The 21212-nt window shown below is 35.2% G+C and carries 15 protein-coding genes and 1 riboswitch; of the genes, 6 read left to right on the forward strand and 9 right to left on the reverse strand.

The features are described from left to right. Position 1: 1 nt before the first annotated feature. From FHR29_RS23080 to FHR29_RS23100, 5 genes are all read right to left on the reverse strand, one after another. A complete protein-coding gene (locus FHR29_RS23080; protein WP_132840984.1) occupies positions 2-208 on the reverse strand; it encodes a helix-turn-helix transcriptional regulator in 207 nt (68 codons plus the stop codon). Next, positions 198-707 (reverse strand): hypothetical protein, encoded by a 510-nt coding sequence (locus FHR29_RS23085; RefSeq protein WP_132840982.1) that lies wholly within the window; start codon positions 705-707, stop codon positions 198-200. Before FHR29_RS23085 ends, FHR29_RS23080 begins: the two co-directional genes overlap by 11 nt. 132 nt (positions 708-839) lie before the next feature. Then, complete coding sequence (locus FHR29_RS23090) at positions 840-1520, reverse strand: TIGR02117 family protein (protein ID WP_221197918.1); 681 nt, start codon at positions 1518-1520, stop codon at positions 840-842. A gap of 104 nt (positions 1521-1624) precedes the next feature. Continuing rightward, positions 1625-2536, reverse strand: a complete 912-nt coding sequence (locus FHR29_RS23095; protein WP_183917468.1) for a sugar phosphate nucleotidyltransferase — start codon at positions 2534-2536, stop codon at positions 1625-1627. A 55-nt stretch (positions 2537-2591) separates the two neighbouring features. Next, entirely contained in the window at positions 2592-4133 is a 1542-nt protein-coding gene (locus tag FHR29_RS23100; RefSeq protein ID WP_183917470.1) for a helicase HerA-like domain-containing protein, read from the reverse strand. A gap of 283 nt (positions 4134-4416) precedes the next feature. Here FHR29_RS23100 and FHR29_RS23105 point away from each other — a divergent pair, with 283 nt between their 5' ends. From FHR29_RS23105 to FHR29_RS23120, 4 genes are all read left to right on the forward strand, one after another. After that, the gene (locus FHR29_RS23105) at positions 4417-4686 is read left to right on the forward strand and encodes a hypothetical protein (protein WP_031288376.1); all 270 of its coding nucleotides are present in this window, start codon (positions 4417-4419) and stop codon (positions 4684-4686) included. 99 nt (positions 4687-4785) lie between these two features. Beyond that, a complete protein-coding gene (locus FHR29_RS23110) occupies positions 4786-6324 on the forward strand; it encodes a SulP family inorganic anion transporter (RefSeq protein WP_183917472.1) in 1539 nt (512 codons plus the stop codon). Between the two features lie 96 nt (positions 6325-6420). Continuing rightward, positions 6421-7065 carry a carbonic anhydrase gene (locus FHR29_RS23115; protein ID WP_021190157.1) on the forward strand — a complete coding sequence of 215 codons (645 nt, stop codon included), beginning with the start codon at positions 6421-6423 and terminating at the stop codon, positions 7063-7065. A 160-nt stretch (positions 7066-7225) separates the two neighbouring features. Beyond that, on the forward strand, positions 7226-8893 hold the full coding sequence (locus tag FHR29_RS23120; RefSeq protein ID WP_132769315.1) for a glutamine--tRNA ligase/YqeY domain fusion protein: 1668 nt from the start codon (positions 7226-7228) through the stop codon (positions 8891-8893). A 50-nt stretch (positions 8894-8943) separates the two neighbouring features. Here the strand turns inward: FHR29_RS23120 and FHR29_RS23125 are convergent, their stop codons facing one another. The 4 genes from FHR29_RS23125 to FHR29_RS23140 all read right to left on the reverse strand — a co-directional run bounded on the left by FHR29_RS23125 (position 8944) and on the right by FHR29_RS23140 (position 14596). Further along, positions 8944-11958, reverse strand: coding sequence for a protein O-mannosyl-transferase family (locus tag FHR29_RS23125; protein ID WP_132769317.1), 3015 nt, complete (start codon positions 11956-11958; stop codon positions 8944-8946). Positions 11959-12124: 166 nt separating this feature from the next. Next, positions 12125-13081, reverse strand: coding sequence for a methylenetetrahydrofolate reductase [NAD(P)H] (gene metF / locus FHR29_RS23130; RefSeq protein WP_132769319.1), 957 nt, complete (start codon positions 13079-13081; stop codon positions 12125-12127). Positions 13082-13141: 60 nt separating this feature from the next. After that, positions 13142-13247: riboswitch (SAM riboswitch) on the reverse strand. A gap of 166 nt (positions 13248-13413) precedes the next feature. Beyond that, positions 13414-13941, reverse strand: a complete 528-nt coding sequence (gene rimM / locus FHR29_RS23135) for a ribosome maturation factor RimM (RefSeq protein ID WP_132769321.1) — start codon at positions 13939-13941, stop codon at positions 13414-13416. 133 nt (positions 13942-14074) lie between these two features. Continuing rightward, a complete protein-coding gene (locus FHR29_RS23140) occupies positions 14075-14596 on the reverse strand; it encodes a 30S ribosomal protein S16 (protein WP_021189406.1) in 522 nt (173 codons plus the stop codon). 348 nt (positions 14597-14944) lie between these two features. On the opposite strand from FHR29_RS23140, the gene FHR29_RS23145 reads away from it, so the two are divergent. Together FHR29_RS23145 and FHR29_RS23150 are read left to right on the forward strand one after the other, a co-directional pair. Further along, a complete protein-coding gene (locus FHR29_RS23145; RefSeq protein WP_183917474.1) occupies positions 14945-18316 on the forward strand; it encodes an exodeoxyribonuclease V subunit beta in 3372 nt (1123 codons plus the stop codon). 3 nt (positions 18317-18319) lie between these two features. After that, a complete protein-coding gene (locus FHR29_RS23150; RefSeq protein ID WP_183917476.1) occupies positions 18320-21196 on the forward strand; it encodes a PD-(D/E)XK nuclease family protein in 2877 nt (958 codons plus the stop codon). Positions 21197-21212: the final 16 nt, after the last annotated feature.

Raw genomic sequence — 21212 nt, forward strand, 5'->3', positions numbered from 1 at the left:
ATTAGGCCAAGTCTGAATCTTCCAATTGGAATAATTCTTCTATACTTTTATCCAATACTCTTGATAACTTAAGTGCCAATACAGTTGAAGGAACATATTTCGCAGCTTCCAAGGCATTGATTGTCTGTCTACTTACTCCGACTTTATTTGCTAACTGTTCTTGTGAATAATCTTTCATCAGTCGATTGATTTTAATATTATTCTTCATGCGCTAACCTCCTATTCATTTTAAAAACCTGGAACCGAAAAATAATAATATAAAGCAATAATATAATATTTGGACTTAAAAATGCCAGGCTTATATACCAACTACCATAAACAAATGCAATTAATAATACATTGAAAATAGCAAAAGAAATAATAGACCAGGACCAAGAATAAAGACGAATAGAATTAATCATTTCATCCTCATACTTATACTTCGTAAATGCAATAAAACTCAACCCTAAAAAGATCGATAAAAGCTGTAATGTTAGTGACATTTCTGTATTAATAATTTCAAAAGGACCATCATTTCCTCCTAAAACTGCAAAAGTAGAAAAAGATAATTCGAAAGGCATGATCTCTACCCCTTTTATTCTTGGATAATTAGTAATTAAAATACTATTTTCTTTTAGCATATATAATGCCGTTGGGATTAAAAACATGAGGACTAATCCTAATCCAATCCACCGGAAGTACCGGGGTAATAAAGGAATTTTTTTCATAATGATTTTAAGTTTTATATTGTTAGTACGACAAATGTAAAACTAATCATACATATTGACAAGTATTTTTTACAAAATGTAAAAAATACTTGTCAATCTATTGTGTCTTTTATTGTGATGAATACTGGAGTGCTATTTTTTGTAATGGCTTAATATTCCTTTATCTAATGTTGCCCATATACCCGCTGGCATATTTGCCTTTTTAAGAGCTTCGTTCGTCCAAGTATTGCATGAGTAAAACATGCTGTAAGATCCTTTGGCTTCATAAAAAGCATCCGAATCACCATACTGTGCACTGGTATTAATTACAATTGGTTTATTTTCAGTATCATATTCCAACGATGATTTCACAAAATCAATAAGGGTCTGATATTGTACTGTATCAATCATATACTTGTAACAGAGCTCATTCTCCTCTACTGATTTATGATAGGTAATATGTAGTGCCGTTTCACCGATGCCAGTTGCTGCTACAAATGCTGTCGAAGCTTTTAGATCTTTCCATTCTGGGGTATTTAAATAAAAGCCCTTATCTCCCCATCCTATTCCCATGTAACTGTATGTGGTATCTTTTCCCTTATTATTACTTAATGGAAATAGATGCGTCCAATCCATCAGATTATTTTTAACAGGGAATACTAAATCTGTATGCACACCATTTGACATAATATATACCGTTATATCTTTTGGTAGTACAGAATTTTCTCTATGTGCACTTATTCGCGATAAGACACGTTCTGACAACCAATAAATAAATACAATTAGAATGAGTGTGATAAGAATATATAAGAGCACTTTTAATATTTTTTTCATGTTTATAATGGACTTGATCTTAGAATGATAATACCTTCTAATATTCAAACATAAAAAAAACCCGCAACAAATATTGCGGGTTTAGAAAATACTACGATAATATTTTAAAATAATTTCTCTGGATATGCACCATCTGCAATCAATTTTAGGATTGATGCCTGCACAATTTCCTTATCTTCTTTATAGGTAACACCGAACCATTTTGATGAGGTTGGGATAACTTTAAAATCTGCTTGCTTTGTTTGCACGAAATAATCTGCAACAGAAGGAATGAAGAATTCAGATTTAGGATCTTCCGAATTTTTCTCAACAAAATCTCTAAACATGCCTTCAGCCACTTCAAATACTTTTGGAGTAAAGCCCCAGAAATTCATAGATACACGACTTTCCGGATCCAACTCTGTTATTACATCACCTTCTTCGAAAACTATTTTTTTCTCGCCTTCAATTTCTTTATAGTAGATTTTAGTACGTTCCGTAACACTTTCCATATGTCCTGAAGGACTTACTACACATACCCCTCTAGATACATAACCATAATCAGATAACGTATTACCAACTTGAAATCCCATCAAAGCCATTTGGTTATCTGATACTTCAGTTGTTAAGAACTTAGCCATTTTTTCGTAAGAATCCGTACCGTAAAAATCATCTGCATTAATCACACAGAAAGGTCCATCAACGTGATTTTTTGCACTCATTACAGCGTGTGCAGTACCCCAAGGTTTAGCACGCTCTATTTCACGGTCAATACCATACTTCTTTAAATCAAAATCTTGGAAAGCGTAATCTACTTCGATTTTTCCTTTTAACTTTTCGTCAAAGACTTCTTTCATTTTATCTAAAAATTCTTCACGAATTATAAATACTACTTTGCCAAATCCAGCATTAATAGCATCATAGATAGAATAATCAATAATAGTTTCGCCGTGAGGCCCAAAAGCATCAATCTGTTTCAATGATCCGTAACGGCTAGCCATACCTGCTGCCAAAATTAATAAAGTTGGTTTACTCATATCCAATTTCTAGGTCGTTTCTAGTTTAAATTTGTGCAAATATATAAATATTAGATTACTTTTTCTTAAAGAATGCTGTTAACAAACCACTTGCCAGTTTCCCCAACAACTTTACCCCTTCTCTTGCAAGTGTGGTCGTCGCTGTTTTCTGAGCGGCTTCTAGTGGTGTTTGTCTTCTCGAACTGCTCTTAGCAAGCTTAGCCTCTTCTTTTTCTCGATCTTGCTGTATCTGCTGATCATTTGCCACTTTCATTCTTTCATCAACAATCTCAGCTGCAGAGCGATTTTCCTCACGTTGTTGATATTTCAAATACAAATCAGATTGCTTGACAAGCTGATCGTAAGTTGTTGCATCTGCAGGTCCCATGACAGCTCTTGCTGGTACCAGATGTGTGGCAACAACTTCTGTAGGAATTCCTTTATCATTCAGCACTGTAATGAGTGCCTGCCCTGTTCCTAAGGATGTTAATATTTGATCGATTGCATAAAAATCTGATTTAGGATATGTTTTGACAGTTTTTCTTAAATTCTCAGCATCATTCGGAGTAAAAGCACGTAAAGCATGCTGTACGCGATTCCCCAACTGTGCCAACACAGACTCGGGAATATCTGTTGGTGACTGAGTACAAAAGAATACGCCTATACCTTTTGATCGAATCAATCTAACGATCTGCTCTACCTGCGTCAGAAATGCTTTAGAAGCATCTTTAAATAGTAGATGAGCTTCATCAAAGAAAAATACCAACTTTGGTTTATCCAAATCGCCTACTTCTGGTAAATTTTTAAACAACTGGGCTAATATACTTAATAGAAATGTTGAAAATAACACCGGTTGATCCTGAACATCCGAAATATTCAATAAACTAATGACACCTCTGCCATCTACTTTTTGAAATAAATCTTGGATATCAAATTCCTTCTCTCCAAATATATGAGCAACACCCTGTTGTTCTATAGCAACTATCTTACGTAAAATAGTTCCAGAACTGGATGTACTTATTTTACCATAATCATCTTTAATCTCCTCACTTCCTGGACCATCGGCGAGATAACTTAGTAACTTTTTAACATCATTAAAATCAACCAAAGGCATATTATGATCTTGTGCATATTTAAAGATTGCAGCTAACACTCCAGTTTGTGTATCATTCAGTTCTAAAATACGGGACAAAAGAATAGGACCAACATCAGATACTTTTATCCGCATTGTTGTTCCTTTATTACCTGTCAAAGAAAATAATTCGATGGGAAAACTCGCTGGTACAAACGGAACGCCCACAGCATCTCCACGATCTATAAGCGCTTGATTGGTTTGTCCTTCAACAGCTAAGCCCGATAAATCTCCCTTAACATCTAGCATAAACACGGGAACTCCTGCATCAGACAACTGTTCTGCAATTAATTGCAAAGTACGTGTTTTCCCAGTTCCGGTTGCTCCTGCAATTAAGCCATGTCGATTCATCATTTTTAAAGCCAGGTTAACTTTAGCCTCTGATAAAATATTACCGTCCAAAATACCTGCACCTAAATATATATAGGCTCCCTTTGGATTGTATGATGCTTTTACTTTTTCAATAAATAGTGTTTGATCTTCCATTACTTAATTTGCTAATTTTTAAAACCCAAACAGTTAACGCTTGAGAAATCTCTTCACTTTTTACATGTTATATTTCCTCTATTAAAGATAGAACGAAATATTGAGTCTTTGTAATTTTTTTGTCAGCATGGATTTTTTTTAAAAAAGTTCACAATTTTTTAACATGAAAAATGTATTTTTACATACTCTAAATAGGGGACAGATACAGTTTTGAAGAAAAATGTTTAATAAAAAAATTAGAAATATAGCCGCTTTATTATGTGCTTTAATCTTTTTCACAAAGATGAGCATATCAATAACACCTATATTTTCATCTTTATTAGATCAAAATACTATTCTTCAAATTGTGCTTCAATTAGAAATTGAGAACAACAATGGAGCACATAGTGATCATAATGAGTCCGGATCAAAGTTTTTTAATGCCAAAACTGAAGAATCTTACTTTTTAGCGATCATAACTGATAACCACGGAAAACAAAAGCACTACTTGAAAAATGAAAAAAGTATTCGTGCATTCCACCCATCTGTTCCTACGCCGCCTCCTAACTGCTAGGCTTCCTGTACATGCTTTGGCATGACCTCAACTTTGGTCAGATCTGACTAAAGGAAAATCTTATATAAAAAAAACAGGTAAAATTTTAGACAAAAACTAATGTTTGGAACTCGTATGTCTGCTTTTCTGAAACTATCGAAAAGAGACTTAAAATATGATGTACCCGCTAGTGTTGTGGTGTTTTTAGTAGCACTTCCACTATGTTTGGGTATTGCAATGGCTTCTGGTGCGCCATTGTTTGCAGGATTGTTAACTGGAGTAATTGGCGGTGTAGTCGTTTCTTCTATCAGTAAATCACCTTTAAGCGTCAGTGGTCCTGCAGCTGGTCTTACAGTTATCGTTTTGGGAGCCATTCAGAGTCTTGGAGCTTATGAAACGTTTTTATTAGCCGTAGTTATTGCTGGAATACTTCAGTTGATTCTAGGTATTGTAAAGGCGGGAATGATTGGTAATTATTTCCCATCCTCGGTTATTGTTGGAATGCTTGCTGCCATTGGGATTACCATTATATTAAAGCAAATTCCTTTGGCACTTGGTATGTTGGAAACACATGCTTTTGAGCTTGATAACGGCCATGGAATTGGCGCATTTACAGACACTTTGGTATCTTCAATTGGCCCTGGGGCTTTGATTATCTGCATCTTATCACTGATTGTTTTAATTTATTGGCCAAGCATACCGAAATTGAAAAGCATTCCTGCTCCACTAATCGTAGTGGCTTTAGGTATCGGATTATCATTTGCCTTTAATGGAACAGCATTTCAATTAGCAGAGTCACAGTTTGTACTTGTACCGATTGTTAATTCCTTTGCGGAATTTACAGGGCTGTTTACGCTTCCCGATTTCACACAGATCATCAATAAAGAAGTTTGGATTGTCGCTTTCACCATTGCGATCATAGCCAGTTTAGAAACACTATTGAGTATTGAAGCGGTCGATAAAATTGATCCATTTAAAAGAAATACGCCAACCAATCGGGAGCTGATTGCACAAGGAGTTGGTAACATAACAAGTGGTCTATTGGGTGGTTTACCAATGACGTCAGTTATTGTACGTTCATCAGCGAATGTAAATGCTGGAGGAAGAACAAGACAATCTGCCTTACTTCATGGTATGTGGTTATTACTAGCGATTCTGATCATACCTAACGTATTAAATTTTATCCCACTATCTTGTTTAGCTGCTATTTTATTGCAAACTGGCTATAAGCTAGCGAAACCAGCTTTATTTACATCTATGTATAAAAAAGGACTTGATCAGTTTATTCCTTTCTTTGCAACAATTGTGGCAATTGTATTGACAGACTTATTAATGGGTGTAGGTATTGGTCTTGTGGTAGCCACTTTTTATATTTTAAAAGCTAATATGCAGAATGCTTTCAAATTTGATATCGTCAAACAAAATGATTACGACAAAGCTGTAATCACTTTAGCGGAAGAAGTATCTTTTTTAAACAAAGCTCCTATTCAACAAAAGCTTTATAGTCTTCCAAAATCTGTTGGCCTTATTGTTATTAACGGTACAGGTAGTAAATTCATTGATAAAGATGTTATCGAGGTCATTAAAGATTTTGAACAGAATGCCCTGACCAAAGGAAAGCGCATTGAATTGACAGATATTGAATACAAGAAAAAATAATAAAATAAAAACAATTAATTAACGAGATTTGTATCCTATAAGGGATAAAACATACAGCACATGACTGAATGAACTGTATTAATATATATATATAAAATGGAAAAAGATTTAGAAATAGGATTTAAAAAAATTTTACAAGGAAATCGTGAGTGGATGGACTTTGTTAAGAATGATACGACTGGTCGTTTTCAACAATTAGCAAAAGGTCAAAATCCAGAAATTTTATGGATTGGTTGCGCTGATAGTCGTGTTCCTGCAAATGAAATTACAGGTACTAAACCTGGAGAAGTATTTGTACACCGTAATATCGCAAACATGTGTGTGCATTCGGACATGAGCATGTTATCAGTACTCGATTATGCTGTAAATGTATTAAAAGTAAAGCAGATTATTATTGCTGGTCACTATGGCTGTGGTGGTGTAGCGGCATCATTAAGCCGTAATCAATTTGGAATTATTGATAACTGGTTATGTCACATCAAAGATGTTTATCGTTTACATGCAGCAGAAATAGATGCAATTGATGAACATGATAAAAAAGTTGATCGTTTAATTGAGTTAAATGTGCAAGAACAGGTATTTAACTTATGTACAACTTCTATTATCCAAAATGCTTGGAAAGATAGAAACGATCTAGCTGTTCATGGAATGGTCATCAACATTGGAACAGGTGAATTAACAGATCTTGATTGTACGTTCACGAGTAACGAAGATCTTGGAGATGTATTCTCTTATAGATAGCATATAAAAGGATCGGGCAACCGATCCTTTTACTATTAAAAACAGTTCTTTACCCCCTCTCTTCTCTCCGTTACGACTCACTCATTTTTCTTTCGAAACAACTTACTTTAAAATGTAAGAACTACTACGGATAATTCGAAGTAATACTTAACTTTGTATTATGATAAACGAGGAGAAATCATTAAATTTTATTGAAGAAATTATCGAAGCAGATCTTCGTAATGGGACCCATGATGGGCGTGTATTGACACGTTTCCCTCCCGAGCCTAACGGCTATCTTCACATCGGTCATGCAAAATCTATTTGCCTAAACTTCGGTTTAGGGCAAAAATACAATGGCCAGACCAACTTACGTTTTGACGATACTAACCCCGTGACAGAAGATACGGAGTACGTTGAAAGTATTAAAAACGACATTCAATGGCTTGGCTTCAACTGGGCACAGGAATTATATACTTCTGATTATTTTGACACCCTTTATCAATATGCTGTAGACCTCATCAAAAAAGATTTGGCTTATGTAGATGATAGTACTGCCGAAGAAATTGCAGCAGCCAAAGGTACGCCAACTGAACCTGGAGTTCCAACTCCTAATCGCAGTCGTAGCATTGAAGAGAATTTGGTTCTTTTTCAAGAAATGAAAGATGGTAAATATCAAGATGGTGAAAAAGTGTTACGTGCTAAGATAGATCTTGCAAATCCAAATATGCACTTACGTGATCCGTTGTTATACCGCATCAAACACGCTCATCACCACCGAACTGGAAATAAATGGTGTATTTATCCCATGTACGATTTTGCACATGGACAATCCGATTCTATCGAAAAAATCACACATTCTATCTGTACGTTAGAATTTATTCCACATCGTGCATTGTACGACTGGTGTATTGAAAAACTAGAAATCTATCCTTCAAAGCAATATGAATTTGCGCGTTTAAACATGACCTACACCGTTATGAGTAAGCGTAAGCTTTTACAATTGGTAAATGATAAATTTGTAGAAAGTTGGGATGATCCACGTATGCCTACTATTTCAGGTTTACGCAGAAGAGGTTATACTCCAGCAAGTATCCGTACTTTCTGTGATAAGATCGGCGTCGCTAAACGCGAAAATATGATTGATGTGAGTCTGTTGGAATTCTGTATTCGTGAGGATCTGAATAAAACAGCATGGAGAAGAATGGCTGTGCTAGACCCTATTAAATTAGTGATCACAAACCTTCCTTCTGACCACATTGAAGAACTACATGGTGAAAACAACCCAGAAGTTGAGGGTGGTGAAGGTTCTCGTATGATTCCTTTTTCAAATGAATTATGGATTGAACGTGATGACTTTATGGAAGATGCTCCAAAGAAATTTTTCCGTTTAGGTCCTGGCCTTTCTGTGCGTCTAAAAAATGCATATATAGTAACCTGTCATGATTTCGTTAAAGATGCAAATGGTCAAGTAACAGAAGTACACTGTACTTATGTGCCCAATTCAAAATCTGGCGAAGATACTTCAGGAATGAAAGTTAAAGGAACTATTCACTGGGTTTCTGTGCCACATGCTAAAGAAACAGAAATCAGATTGTACGATCGTTTATTTAACGACGAGAATCCTGCTGCTTCAGAAAACTTCAAAGAATCGATTAATCCAGATAGTTTAAAAATCAGCAAAGCATTTATTGAACCTGATTTGTTAAATGCAATCCCTGGAAAAGGTTATCAGTTTATCCGTTTAGGGTATTTCACTTTAGATACATCTTCTAAACCAGATCACTTGGTTTTCAACCGTACGGTCGGACTAAAAGACTCTTGGGCCAAGGAAGTTAAAAAAGGATAATATTAATATTAACAAAAAAGGGAAGCAGCTGCTTCCCTTTTTTTAATATATCATTCTGATAGATACATCTTTTTATATTTATTGCTCAGCTCAGCAATATATGCATATCGGTCCTTTTCTTTTGTATTAGAAAGTATACGTTCATATAGATCGACCGAGTCAAGAGCCATCCTTATATTTTGAACTTCCAACCCGTTTTCAGGTTTGTCAATAGCTAGTTGTTGATAATAATCCATATGCTCTGTTAAAAATTTCATATTACGATCAACCAGCTGGTTTGCAAATTTTATTTCTCCAGTTTTATAAAGCGTATCAATAACATCCCCATAACTCGTCACATCAGACATGCTATATAGTCTTTGGGGTAATTCATTAAATGCTTTTACTGCCACTTGTCTTGCTTTTTCGGTCTCCCCTTTTGCCAACAGGGTTCGCGCTGCTTTCCCGAAAATCTCCTCTGCATACATACCTGCAAAACGGAAGGAATCCGTATCAAGGTAAGTTGCTTGATGTATGTTTCCCCAAGCGTATTTATCAACAATATTTTTATATAATTTATCGACATTAATTAGAGACTCCCCTTTTTCAAGCTTTGCTTCTATAGGCATCAACCGTTTGGCAAACCCTTCATTAACCATGTATTTATCCAATCCCATCAAACTTTCAGCGGGTACCATTCCTGAAAAATAAATTGGTCTTTTCCAATTATTATTCACAAGAACAGACATCAAGCCTAGATCTGCGCGGGTGACGTAATCATTACCAAAAGTCCACTCCATTTGTTTTGGGATCTCACTTTCCCATTCTTGAGGTACGACTTTATTTCTAATGACATCTTCCTTATTCACGGCAAGCTTCAAGCTTTTTGTTGGCAGAAAGTTTTCATATTGTCCGTCTCTCATTTGAAGTTTGTTATCATTACTATCTGATAATAAAAAATCCAACAACAAGTTTATATCTGTAGATCCTGCTAAATTCAGATCATGGTAAGGCAAAGATTCTCGAAGGCCTTTTGCCACCTTTTCATTCGGTATCGTGATCGGCAATCCTGCGGCCTGATAGGTACCATTTTTCACCTGGCGGAAATACCAGTCAGAAGTCAAATAACTGATCACCACTATTCTAACATCCCGCCGAACACCTTCTACTTCTTGTAAATACCATAGCGGAAAAGTATCATGATCACCGTAAGTAAACAGGATCGCATTGGGAGCACAGGTTTCTAAATAATTTTTCGCCATATCCCGAGCTAACGATTTCTCCGATCGATTATGATCATCCCAATTTTGACTAATAAGAATCAATGGGCCAGCTATGAGACATAATGATGTAGCAAGCAGATTTGCATTTCTTTCATTAATATATTTTTTAAAAAATTCAGAAATAGCAAATACACCTAATCCAATCCAGATTGCGAAAGCATAAAATGATCCTGCATAAGCATAATCACGTTCACGTGGTTGCAAAGGAGATTGATTTAAATAGATAACGATGGCCAATCCTGTAAACATAAATAAGAGACTAACAACAGTTGCATCTTTCTTGTTACGTTTAAAATGCCATAGTGCACCTGCGAATCCAATTATTAGCGGAAGGAAAAAATAGGTATTCCGAGATGGATTATGGATCATTTCATCCGATAATTTAGATTGTCCACCTACATGTAAATTGTCGATAGCCTTAATCCCTGATAACCAATTTCCTTCTGTTAAAGAACCGTGTCCCTGCTGATCATTTTGCCTTCCAACAAAGTTCCACAGGAAATAACGTGCATACATATGCCCCACTTGATAGTTAAAGAAGAATTTCAAGTTGTCAGCAAAATTTGCTTTTCTTCCTTCTTCAATACCTAAATAACCTTTATAAAAATATTGATGATAGGGTTTTTGACTGTAAATCCTTGGGAAAATGGTTTCTCTATCAAATTGATAACTTGCGGCTCTTTTTATTGAAGTATACTGGTGGTTGTCTTTTCTATAATCAATACGTTCATTGATACCTATGGGATTTGCATCAAAATATTGCCCTTTTATGAGTGGCTCTGATTCATACTGTTCTCTACTTAAATAACCCAAGAAAGAAAATACGTTTTCAGGATCATTATTATTTAAGGAAGGGTTAGCATTAGCCCTTAGCAATACCATAGTGAAAGAGCTATATCCTAATAAAATAAAACAAGTTGCCAAAATCGCTGTATTCAAAATAACTTTTCCTTTTCTTATGGAGTAATATATGCCATAAACTAATGCCGATAAGATCATTATGATAAAAACGAATATGCCCGAGCCAAATCCTAATCCAAGTGTATTGACAAAAAACAAATCAAACTTGGCAGCAAATTTAATAAGGTACTGGATTATTCCCCACAGAATAATGGCCAATATTCCTAGTCCAATAAACAATGCTTTACTAATTCCCCAAAACGTTGTACGATCAGTTTTCTTAAAATAAATAATAAGTGCTATCGCTGGAATAACTAATAGATTCAATAAATGAACTCCTATTGAAAGTCCAATAATATAAGCGATGACAATAAGCCAACGATCTGCATGCGGTTTATTTGCACGGGCTTCCCATTTTAGAATTGCCCAGAATACGACTGCTGTACATAAGGATGACATCGCATAAACTTCAGATTCTACTGCTGAATACCAGAATGTATCGGAGAAACTGTAAGCTAAAGCTCCCACCATGCCTGCTCCCATTATTTTAATCAGATGATTTTTATCATTGGATTGATGATCAGATTGGATAATTTTTCTTGCTAATGCTGTTATGGTCCAAAACAAAAACATAACTGTCAAACCACTGCATATAGCAGAACCCACATTCATCCAAAATGCAATCTGAGCTAAATTTCCTAAAGCAAAATTTGAAAATATATTCTGCAACATTAGAAACAAAGGTGCTCCAGGCTGATGAACAATCTGAAGTTTATATGCTGATGCAATAAATTCACCAGTATCCCACCAACTTGTTGTTCGCTCTGCTGTGATAATGAAAACGGATGTTGCTATGATGGCACATAGCCAACCTAACACGTTGTTTACTTTCTTATAATCCATGAATGATTCAGGTTTAATTGATTATTTGATAAATCAAATTAATTTTCAATTAAATATAATAAAAAGAGATTTCATTTGAGGGTGATTAACTTTTTTTAACAAAAATCGAAACGCATAAAAAAGCCTGCTATAATGTGATAGCAGGCTTTTTTATACGATATAAGTCTTAGAATAACTTTTCTACAATACTTTTAGTCGGTCCAGGATTACTCATGGTATAAAAATGTAAAACTGGCGCACCAAAGTCAATTAATTCTTTACATTGTTGTACCAACCACTCTTCTCCGACTTGTCTCACGTCTGCATTATTTTTACATCCGGATACTGCTTCACTCAATTCCTCTGGAATATCCAAATGAAAAATTTTCGGAAGCGTAATCAGTTGTTTTTTTGTTGTCAATGGTTTTAAACCTGGTATAATTGGAATATGAATATCATTTTCCCTGCACTTATTGACAAACTCTTTATATTTTTCAACATTAAAGAACATTTGTGTAACAATAAACTCAGCCCCCATCTCAACCTTCTTTTTTAACCATTTAAAATCGGTATTAAAATTTGGCGCTTCGAAGTGTTTTTCAGGATATCCTGCAACGCCAATACAAAAGTTGGTCTTTTCTGAAATCGCAATATCCTCATGTAAGTACTGTCCTTGGTTCATATCGGCAACCTGCTGTAAAAGATCTGTTGCAAATGCATGACCACCTTCTGTTGGTATGAAATCAGGATCGCCTTTTCTTGCATCACCTCTCAATACGAGCACATTGTCAATACCCAAGAAGTTCAAATCTATCAAAGCATTTTCAGTTTCCTCTTTTGTGAAACCACCACAGATAAGATGTGGTACAGCATCCACTTTATACTTATTCATAATAGCGGCACAAATTGCAACAGTCCCTGGACGTTTACGATAAGCCACACGTTCTAATAAACCGCTCTCGTGCTTCTTATACATGTAGTCTTCTCTATGATAAGTCACATCGATAAAGGGAGGCTTGAATTCCATAAGTGCATCCATTGTTTTAAAAATACTTTGGATACCTTGCCCCTTAGCTGGTGGCAACAGTTCAAAAGAAAACAAAGTTTTTCCTTTGGCATTACTGATATGATCAACGATTTTCATTAATATTTTTTAAAGTGATTTTGGTTGGCTTACATCGAAATGCACAAGTGGACTTGTTTCAACTTATCTTTCCCAGCTCTGAGTTGGGGTAGAATGTAGCACCTTATAAAATAACAGGTTGCTAAGGCTTCATTGGGTCTATTCCCTCGGCCTTTCTCTATAAGCATCGGCTAATATCGGCAATAGAAATTTATAATCAAAATAATATTAAGGTCATGCCTAAAAAAATGCCCCAATAAAACGTTTATTAAAATGGATTTCTTTAAATAAAAAAGAGTTACTGCATATAACTACAGTAACTCCTTTTTATTAATCTGTATATCGTGAAGACTTTAAATCTCCTTATATAGCTCAACCAATCCATCTGGTAAATCAACCTCTAAAACTTTATCCTCTGAATCAATTCCTAGCATAAGATCGTCATTTAATGGGAACATCAATTCTTTTCCATTAAAGTCTACTGTTGCTATAAATTGCTGAGGCATTTCCTGTACATGTTTAATCTCTCCTAATTCTCCATGAACTTCATCAATCACCAAGTATCCAATTAAATCCGTATATCTAAAATCATCAGGATCACGCTCTGGCATTTTATCATTTGGAAGGTATATTTTCTTACGCACTAAAGGTTGTGCTTTATCAATATGATCGACGTCTTCTAAATTTAAATAGGCTGTACTATTTGATTGGTATTTGATATTGTCGACAAAGTAAGGCACTAATTTTTTATTCACTTCAGCAAATAAAACATCAAAGTCTAAATCTTGATAATCTTCAAATTCAAAAAAAAGCTGAAGCTCACCTTTTAATCCACGTGTTTTGCTAATATAACCGATGTAAAAACTTTCTTCTATGGTCATGTTCTAATTTGAAAGTGCAAATTTAAAAATATAAATATATAAATACAGTACTTCGTAGGTATAGCAACTACATTCTTAAAAAAAAGCCGGATCAAAATTGAACCGGCTTTCTTGATACTGTATGAAAGAAAAATTAACCTTCAGTTTCTTCTGCAGCAGGAGCTTCAGTTTCTTCAGCAGGAGTTTCTTCTACAACTGGCGCATTTTTAGCGGCAATAGCAGCAGCTTTTTCTTCTTTTTTCTTAGCTTCAGCAGCTAATGCAATTTTCTTAGCTTCAGCTTTAGTAGTTGCTAAACCGTCTTTTTTACCAGCAGTTCTTGCATCATTAGCTTCAGTCCAAGCTACAAATTTAGCTTCAGCAGCTGCTTCATCAAATGCACCTTTTTTAACACCGCCTAATAAGTGTTTTTTGTATAAAACACCTTTATCCGAAAGGATAGTACGAGCTGTGTCAGTAGGTTGTGCACCATTATTCATCCAATCCAAAGCTTTGTCAAAATCCAAAACGATAGTCGCTGGATTTGTGTTTGGGTTGTAAGAACCAATACGTTCGATGAATTTACCATCACGTGGAGCACGTGCATCTGCTACTACTAGGTGGTAAAAAGGACGTCCTTTTTTACCATGTCTTTGCAATCTGATTTTAGTTGCCATGTTTTTGTGTTATTTATGTATTCAACATATCCCCCGTGCTACATGCAAGAGGGGACGCAAAGATACAAAGGATTATTGGAAGTTAAAAACTAAAAATAGAAGTCAACTTCCACAGAATAAGAAAGATGACAAATAAGCGTCATTATATACCATTATGGCCAAATTATTTCATGCACACCGTCTTAGTCTTACAACGAAACAAATCATAGATGCCATCTGGATGATACAAATTTATATAGGGAATTAATTTGTAATTTTGCCTTATTTCTAAAGGTTCCGTACGCATTAGCAATTTTGTCTATTCAAATTAATAAGCGTATTTTCATCCTTCCAAATCAAATTGAATTCATGTCATCGATAGCGCCATTAAAAATATTAAAAGCCTCAGCTGGTTCAGGCAAAACATTCAGCTTAACTGTCCATTACCTGACTTTATTACTTTCAAAAGAAAACAGTTATCGTGAAATATTGGCCGTCACTTTTACTAATAAGGCGACCGCTGAGATGAAGGAAAGGATCTTATCTGTTCTAAAAGGATTAGCACAAGGTGACAAAAGCCGAAAAATCGATGATTATAGACGTTTATTGTTGACCCAATTTCCATATTGGAGTACGACTTCAATTCAAGAAAAAGCACATCGTGTTTATCGTAAAATCTTACATGATTATAGCCATTTTACCATCAGTACCATTGATGGTTTTTCGCAAAAAGTGATTCGAAGCTTTACTTACGAACTCAATTTAGATGCTGCTTACAAGATTGAAATGAATACAAGTAAGGTGCGGCAGGACCTTACTGTCATGTTAAATCAACTTCTGGATCAACGCCCTGATTTATTGGAATGGATTATTGAATATGCGGAAAAGAAAATTTTAAATAATGAAAACTGGAACTATCGTCGTGAATTAACCAATCTGGCGAATGAGATATTTTCTGAAAACTTTAAAGAGTTTGACAAACACCTCCTATCGCAAGATTCGGATAAAGTGTTCAATACCTTAAATAAAGAAATTGAAAACTTTACAAAAATATTCCTAGAAGCAGTTCATGAGGAAATAAAAAGTTTTGCAAATACTTTTAAGGCATTAAATATGGATTCTGCTGACTTAAAAGGAAAAAGTAGAAATCCGATTTACTCGCTTTCTAATTCAAAGAACAACGTATTCAAACAAAGTACTTCTAAACTACAGGAGATCATTGGTAAATATGTAGAGCTCCTAGATAAGGAAGATGCATTTTTAGATGGCAAAAAAGAAGTTAATTACGGACTACAGCAGGCACTTTTACCTATCTTAAAAAATTTCAAAATATTACAGGATAAATTAAGTACTTATATCACATATGAGGCATTCCAAAAGAATTTCTACTACCTCCGTCTTTTAAAAGAAATGAGTGATTTGTTAGCGCAATGGCGAAAGGAAAATAATGCACAATTAATTTCCGATGCGCAGATCCAATTGAATAAGCTTGGGCTAGATCAACATGGAGATCCTACTTTTATTTGGGAAAAGATTGGAAATCGCTATCAGTATTTCTTGTTCGATGAGTTTCAGGACACTTCCCGCATTCAGTGGAAAAATTACAGTCCTTTATTGATTAATGCCCTTGGGAATGCATCGGGAGAATTATCCGAGCATTTAATCGTTGGTGATGTTAAACAAAGCATCTACCGTTGGAGAAATGGAGATTGGCGAATACTATTGGAACAGGCTGAAAAACAAGTAGCAGATGCCTTTCATATTTCAAACGAGCAGGAATTACAGGAACTTGTTGAGAATGGCTCGCTGGATGTAAACTATAGAAGTCTTCCAAATATTATTCATTTCAATAATTACCTATTTGAGACAGTACCTGATCATATCCAACAGTTACTTAATGAACATATTGCTACTAATCTTACTACGGAAGGACAAACATGGTGGCAGGAAATGGGATATGACCACATGATTAATAAAGCCTACGATGGTGCGTCACAAAAGGTTCCAGAAGCAAAGGTCTTAGATGAATCACAAAAGGGTTCTATTACCATCAAATATTTTGATGTAGAAAATAACGTGAGAAGAAACTCACAAGTTGAAAGTCTTACTGTATCTTCCTTATCTGAACAGATTGAAGAATGGATTACTTCGGGCAGATACCAAGCTAATCAAATCGGAATCCTTGTACGATCGAATAAACAGGCGCGATTGATTATCCACGAATTAATGAATTATAGAAATGAAAAACAGTTACATTTTGAAGTTATCTCTGGAGACGCACTGGCATTAGAGGCTAACGAAGGTATTCAGCTGTTGATCGAAACATTAAAAGCATTTGTTTTTAATACGGATAAGCACATTTTATATAAAGCTAAAATCACACATCTTTATCATATTATTCAAAAAGAGCAAAATTTCAATGCCGAAGTCTGGTTGAAATTTAAGGAAAATGATGTTCTTAATTTAAATGAGGACCTCCCTAAGGATCTGATTGAAAATTGGGAAAATTGGCAAAAATTACCCTTAGTTCACCTCGTTGAAAAACTTATAGAAGTTTATGGTTTAACCTCATTACACAACCCACATTTGCCTTATATTCTTGCATTCAAAGATATGATCGCTAATTTTTCTGCAAATGGGGAACGCGGAATTAACCAGTTCTTAACCTTTTGGGATGAAGATGGGGTGAAGGCGGTACTTCCTTCTTCGGGCAAAGTGGATGCCATTGAGGTAACCACTGTACATAAATCTAAAGGTTTAGCTTACGATGTCGTTATGATTCCTTTCTGCAGTTGGACACTAGATGGTATGACCAACGGAAACTTCTGGATAGATACGGAAGGTACAGCTCTTGAAATTATTGGAAAGGCGCCCATAAAATATACCTCTTCTTTAGGGCAATCAACACTCTATCAAAAATATTATGAAGAGATGGTTTTCAATTATATGGATGCCCTGAATACATTTTATGTGGCGACAACCCGAGCAATAGAACATCTTTATATATCGGCTCCTGCTTTTAAGCAAATCGTTGACAAAAAAACGGGAGAGATAATGGGAATGGATGTAAAAAATGATTTAATCAGTGATATTGTTTATCAAGTGCTTGACAGCAATAATGGAGCCTTTACACTTACCGACAACGAATTGCATATCGACCATGTTATTCGTAGAGAAAAAAGCACTAAGATTGAAGTTGGCAAAATTGCCTTACAGCAATACCCGATTTCAAAAGAATTGGATAAAGCCTTTGATAAATCATCACAACGCACTATCACCAGTATCCTGCTATTGGATAAAGCGTCCCAATATGGTGTAATGGCTCACGAAATTATGTCGATCATAACTTCTGAAGACGAAATTGATGGTATTATAAATCAATATATTTCTGAAGGAATATTCACACCTTCAGAAAAGTCAGCGATTTTACATGAAGTCAACCAAATTTGGCAACACCAACAGATTAATAAATGGTTAACTGGGAATTTCAAAATTTGGAATGAATCGGCTATTATTACTGCTAAAGGAGAAACATTACGTCCTGATAAAGTTTTCACAAGTGAAGAAGAGACAATCGTATTAGACTTTAAATTTACACAGAGCGAAGCGCTGTCACATCAGAAGCAAGTCAAACAATATGTCAAAACTTTGGAAGAATTGGGGTATAAAAATGTGAAAGGATTTTTATTTTACGCCAAGTCAAATGATTTAGTAGAGGTTATCATACAAGCAAAAAACTAAGAAATGAATCCATTTTTAAAAGACGTCGCTATCGATTTGAAAAATCGTTTTGGAGAAGATCTACACGAAACTGCTATAATATTCAATAATAAGAGACCGATTACGTACCTCAAACAACATCTAGCTGAGGTATATGGTCAAGCAATTTGGTCACCACAATTTTTTACCATTCAAGAATTTTTTCGTCTGTCCACTAACTTGTCTGAGGCTACACCTATTGCACAATTTTTTATTCTCTATCATTTACACAATGAACTCCTCGCCAAGGAAGGTCATGAAGCGGAGACCTTAGAAGAGTTTTACCCAATAGCAGAAACCATATTGAGTGATTTTTCACAGCTGGATTATGATCTTGTTGACATAGACGAAATCTTTATGGAATTGTTTGACAATACCCAAATTGATTTACAGTTTCAACATTTCACTGCAGAACAGCAGGATTTTATCCGTCAATTTTGGCAATCATTTTCCATAGCAGGTCATACTGCTGTACAAGAACGATTTTTAAAGTTATGGCGACGTCTTCCGGTGCTATATCGGTCGTTTAAAGAAGAATTAAAAGTTAAAAAAATGACAAATATGCCGACCATCTACCGTGATATTGTGGATGGAAAAGCAAAAAACCAAACATTCCACCAACAGTATAAACAAATTATTTTTGTCGGCTTCAATGCTTTGAGCAAAGCAGAAGCTACTTTATTCAAAAAGTGGCAAGATGCAGGTTTGGCATTATTCTATTTTGATGCAGATGCTTACTATTTAGATGACAAACAACAAGAGGCAGGATTATTTATTCGTCGTAACATATTTGAAAGCGGATTGAAAAATGCATTAGGTGAAAGTTCAAATGTTATTGGCAATCGGTATTCAGATGTAAACCTTTATTCCGCAACCGGAAATGTATCGCAAACCAAATTATTGCATGATATTTTAGTAAATAATGAAAAGGAAGGCAAATCTTCTGCTATCTTATTGGCAGATGAATCTTTACTAGTATCGCTGTTACAAAGTCTTCCAGATGTGAAACCTAATATTACGACCGGTTTTCCTTTGACTCAATCTCCCATCTATGGCATTATAGAATTGTGGATGGAGGTACAACACCTCATCACACATCAGAAAAAAAATAAAATTCCATACACACTGATTGAGACATTTATCAATCACCCATTGACCAATGTGTCTAAAGAGGAAAAGTTGGACATTCAAAAGCTTATATCAGATAAACAGCTTTTCGAAGTAGAAATCAAAGAGCTTTCCTTCAAAAGTTCAAGTTTAGCACACTTCTTCCACCCCATCGTAAGGATAGAGGAAGCAATTGCTATATTGATTCATATTATTGATAATCTACTGCAAAATCTAGCGCAGGAAGATCGAATAAAACAGATTGACAGCAACTTATTGATTGAAGTAAGAAAGACGTTAAACCAACTTAATTTAGGCTTAGAATCGCTTCAACCGCTAAGCCTACCATTTCAATTTGGACTAATCAGTAAAGCAATTGCAAATATCAATTCGGCAATCGAGGGTAATCCACTTGAAGGACTTCAGATCATGGGGCTTTTAGAAAGTCGTTGTCTCAATTTTGACCACGTTTATGTTTTAGGTGCAAATGAGGGTATATTGCCTAAAACATCTAGCTCTCCAACATTCATCCCCAATTCACTAAGACAGGCTTATGGATTACCGATTCTAGAGAACCAGGACGCGCTTTCCGCATATTTGTTCTATCGTCATTTTCAATACAGTACCGAGATCCACCTGCTCTATAATGGTATTGTTAGCGACAGTTCATCTGGAGAGGAAAGCCGCTTTATCAAACAGCTGGAGTTTGAAAGCAAGTTCAATTTTTTAAAACATAATCAACAGCAAAATATTACCTTTTTACCTGATCAAGATGAAGTTATCATTGACAAAAAAGGAAAAGTTTGGGATAAATTGCGCTCGGATTTCATTACTAATAAGAAAAAAATTTCTGCAACCGCGCTCACGACTTATTTACAATCTCCCCTGCAATTTTTCTTGAAATATGTAGCTGAGATTAAAGAACCTCCCAGTATCTCGCAAGAATTTGAAATGAACAATTTGGGTACTGTTATTCACAATGTGATGGAAAAAGTCTATCTACCATTCAAAGGTGCAGCACAATTTGTACCTATAGGAAAATTAGAGCAATCATTACAGACAGTAGATGCTTTAATTATTGCCGAAATAATTGAATTATATCAATTGGAAGGCACGGGGCTAAATTCGCTAAATAGTCTTCAGCGGATCATGCATAAGATTTCTTCTGAATATGTCAGGTTACTGGTTCAACATGACATCGATCACTTTATTGGCATCAAAATCATTGAATTGGAAAATGATGAAGACTATATCATGGATTTTCCTATCGAGGTTGAAGGGAAAGAGGAAAATGTACGTATATACGGTATTATTGACCGCGTGGACGAAGTGCTATTAAAAGATAAAACAGTCAAAATACGTATTGTTGATTATAAAACAGGCGCGGACGAAGTCAATTTTAAGTCATTGGATAAAGTGTTTATCAAAAACACGGAGAATAAAGCATTGGTGCAAACTTTATTTTATACGTATGTCTATGAGCAGGTAACAGGACGTATCGGAATAGAACCTAATCTGTATGTTGCTCGAAAAATGAGGGAAGAAGGAACTTTATTTTACGCCAAATCAGAAGTGTTAGAAACAGTATATCTTGCAGAAGTGAAAAAAGAATTTATTTCCTTTCTAAAAGCTACTTTGGAAGAGATCTTCAATCCAGAAATTCCTTTTAGACATGATCCAAAAGCAAAAATATACGATTCGGATCCTTATACTTTATTTTACAAAAACGCTATCGACGAAGAAGACGAAGAATAAATGCAATATCATAAAA

The sequence above is a fragment of the Sphingobacterium sp. JUb56 genome (genome assembly GCF_014191365.1).
GTDB classification, from domain to species: domain Bacteria; phylum Bacteroidota; class Bacteroidia; order Sphingobacteriales; family Sphingobacteriaceae; genus Sphingobacterium; species Sphingobacterium anhuiense.